Raw genomic sequence first — 3,654 nt, forward strand, 5'->3', positions numbered from 1 at the left:
ACGCTAAGATTTCTGCACGACACGCACAATATCAAAATCGACTCATTCCAGTAGAACGTAGGCCCTTGCCCCTTCCGCGCCGAGCGCAAATTCACTCAAGTCTCCCATGGCCGTCGTACAGATGTGCACTCGGCAAACTTATCGACTCAAGCCGCAGCCCGCTCTCGAATTTCAGCCAGAACCTGAACTATCTGCGTCACTGTCGCCTCAGGAAACACGCCGAACGGCCCCTGTGCGTTGATGTCGGTGAATGGCGATTCGAAGAGCCGACCGGCCTCCATGACCCCGTTCTGTATTAGCTCCTGAACAATCAGGTCGACGAATTCGATTTGGTCCGCAGTCGCCGTCGTATCCTGAATAAAGGTACTGAAGGCGGCAGCAGCGGCTTCCCGGTCCAGGCCTACCAGGGAACGGATGAAGATGCCGAGACCATGGCTCTTCTCTTTGGCTTCGTTGATGAGCGCAGGCGTGCCGCCTGCTTCCACCAGCATGCGCTCCAGTTCTTCAAGGTCCGACGGCGTTAACGGCTGGTTCCGCCGCAGGCGTTGCAAGGAGAGGTGAGATTCATGCTCCCGGAGAAACTGGCGGGCCTTCTCCCGGAACTTGTTCATATTCAGTCCGGCCATCACCTGGGGCAGCTCGACGAAGCCGATGTCGCCAAGTTCGTCCTCAAAACTGGTGTAGACAATCCGCTTCTGCCCTTTCGGAATCAATCTGACCAGTGCGCGAAGGCGTCGCCGTACCGTCTCCAGCATGGGAACCGTTACGTCCTGCCACCACTCCTCGCCAGCAACTGCCTGAATAAGTACTGCTTCGGCCTTGATGGCCGGAATCGCCATCTGCTCTTCGAGCGCGCTGGCAATGGCCTGAATCTTCTCCCGAAGGCCTGCGAATGAGGGCGCAGCCTGCAGCACGGCCAGTTGGGTTCGTAGAACCAGAATGTCGAAGCGCTTAGCTTCCTCATCCTCGTCGGCCTGCTCGGACGGCAGTGCGGCTACGTGAGCATTCAGTTCGTGAACCTGCTCGTCGCCGAGCGATTTCCATGCGTTCTCCTCGGCATAGCGCTCGACGTACTGCCGATGTGGACGAACGACAAAATTGTCCAGATTCATTGCTGCAATCCGCTCCTGCAGCAGCGTGGCCGTGTCACCTCGCAGCTTCTCGACGGTCAGCTCACCATCCGCGGCATCGTCCGCCTCATCCTTGAGCCGCTTGTCCAGTTCAACAAGCATCTCGACCCGGGCCTTGAACAGCCGGGTTGTGAGAGATTCGGCCGTCGCGCCTTCCGAGACCTTCGGGTTCTGGCTAAAGAATTCGAGGTTCTGGCAGAAATCGAAAACGAAAAAGTCCTTCTTGTCCTGCCCGGGGCCAAACAGGTCCATGCACAGACGGGTACCACGCCCCAGCATCTGCCAGAACTTGGTGTTCGAGCGCACGACCTTGAAAAACACCAGGTTCACAACCTCCGGCACGTCGATGCCCGTATCCAGCATGTCAACGGAGATGGCGATATGAGGTGCCTTGTCCTTGTCAGAGAAATCGTCGATGAGCGACTGGGCGTACTCGGTTTTGTACGTCACCACGCGGGCAAACTTCCCTTTGTAGTGGGGATAGTTCACATCGAACCGCTTGGCAATGAAGTCGGCATGGTCGTTGTTCTTGGCAAAGATGATGGTCTTGCCAAGACGGTCACCTCCAGCAACCTTGTGACCCAGTTGCATCAACACCTCGAGCGCCTTGTCGACGGTATCGGTGTTGAACAGCCATTTGTTCAGGTCTTCCGAGCCAACCTCGTCAGGCGTCGTGCCTTCGTCGTTCCAGTCCTTTTCATCCCATTCCTCCTTTTCCACCTCCGACAGGTCGTTATATTTGATGCCCTGGCGCTGAAATTTGAGCGGAACAGATACGGCAACGGGCGGGACGAGATACCCCTCGGCCACGGCATCATCCAGGCCATAGGCGTCGGTTGGAACACCAGGTTCGAGGTCGAACAGGCCATAGGTGTTCTTGTCGATTTCGTCGCGCGGGGTGGCAGTCAGCCCCACGAGCAGCGAATCGAAGTACCGGAAAATCGCCCGGTACTTCTGGTACACCGAGCGGTGCGCCTCATCGATGATGACCAAGTCGAAGTAGCCCGCGCCGAAGCGACGGTTGCCGTCAAAAGCCTCGTCGATGAGCTTCATCATGGTCGGGTACGTGGACACGTAAACCCGGCCATCTGTGTTCTTCTCGGTCACCAGGTTAACAGGCGACGAAGACGGAAGATGTGTCTTGAAGGCGTTCACAGCCTGGTTAACCAGCGCCACGCGGTCGGCCAGAAAGAGAATACGCTTCGCCCAGTTCGCCCGCATCAGCACGTCTGCGAGGGCAATGACCGTTCTCGTCTTGCCCGAGCCGGTCGCCATCACGAGCAGGGATTTGCGCAGGTTTTCTTTCTCGAACGTCTCCCCGACGCGCCGGACCGCGCGGGTCTGGTAGTGGCGCTCGATGATGTCCCCATCAATCAGCGTCTCGCCCAGCTTCTTGCGACTGGACCGCCGCTGGACCATGAGTTCCAGTTCGTCCTTCTTGTAGAAACCCTGTACCTCGCGTGGCGGATAGAAGTGGTCGTCCCACATCCAATGCTCGTAGCCATTCGAGTAGAAAATGACGGGGCGTTGCCCGTACATCTTCTCAAGACAGTCGGCGTAGTGCTTCACCTGTTGCTGGCCGACCGTGGCACTCTTCGTGGTTCGTTTGGCCTCGATGACCATGAGGGGCTTGCCGTCATCGCCCCAGAACACGTAATCGGCGTAACCCACACCTTGCCCGTTCGGCATGCCGATAACCTCGACCTCGGAGTTTTTGGCCGGGTCGAGCGGCCAGCCGGCCTCCTTCAGCAAGAGGTCGATGTACGCCTTGCGGGTTTCTGCTTCCGAATAGTCGTGGGTGTCCGGCTGGGCGGTGTTTGCTGCCTTGGCTGCAGCTACCTCAGCCCGTAGTCGCTCCAGTTCCGCCCTGGTCTGCTCGTGGTCGGCACGTAGCGCTGACAGGTTGTCGTCGCGCTGCTGGAGCTCCTGGGTCAGCTTCTGGAGCTGAGCCTGCGTTTGCTGGGGCGCGGCCGACGCGGCGGGAATCAGCTCAATGGAAAACGACTTGCCCGGCTCCGGCCGTGAGCGACGGCCATAGGTTCGTGCAACCCAGTAGCAGAAATGGAAAAGCTCACGGACCGCGTTCAGCGCATCGGATTGAGTGAGCTTTTTCTGGCTGTGAGCGGCCTCGTTGCCGAGGTCCTTGATGAGCCGGGCCTTGGTGAACACCGCTTGGCCAACGCCGTTGCGGAACGTGGCCTCGTAAATGTAGGCGCTGAGCGTGTCCTGGTACGGCTGCTTCAAGGTACTGTCGTGGGAATACAGCCAAGCGACGGCAAGCTCAAGGCATCTTCGGGCATAGATACAGGCGACCCGCGGGTCGTCATTGACTGCGCCTTCCGCCTTGCGTGCATCTTCATAGAGGAAGGACCACTCGGGTTGGAGGAAGGCGAAGTTGCTCACTTATAGTTCTCCCCGGAAAGCATGGCCTTGTAATGAAGCAAAAAAATTGTGTGCCTCATCAAGAGCTCTCAATGCCAATCGCTTGTCTTTGTTAATTTTTCTGATTATATTCGAAAATTGC

1 protein-coding gene is annotated in these 3,654 nt (G+C 57.8%); it reads right to left on the minus strand.

Features of this window, described 5'->3' with window-relative positions:
• Positions 1–146 precede the first annotated feature (146 nt).
• On the minus strand, positions 147–3,533 hold the full coding sequence (locus tag JMF90_RS28610; RefSeq protein ID WP_201317053.1) for a DEAD/DEAH box helicase family protein: 3,387 nt from the start codon (positions 3,531–3,533) through the stop codon (positions 147–149).
• Between the last annotated feature and the right edge of the window lie 121 nt (positions 3,534–3,654).

Origin of the sequence: Burkholderia sp. E168m23 (genome assembly GCF_016586125.1) — a bacterium.
GTDB lineage: Bacteria > Pseudomonadota > Gammaproteobacteria > Burkholderiales > Burkholderiaceae > Burkholderia > Burkholderia orbicola.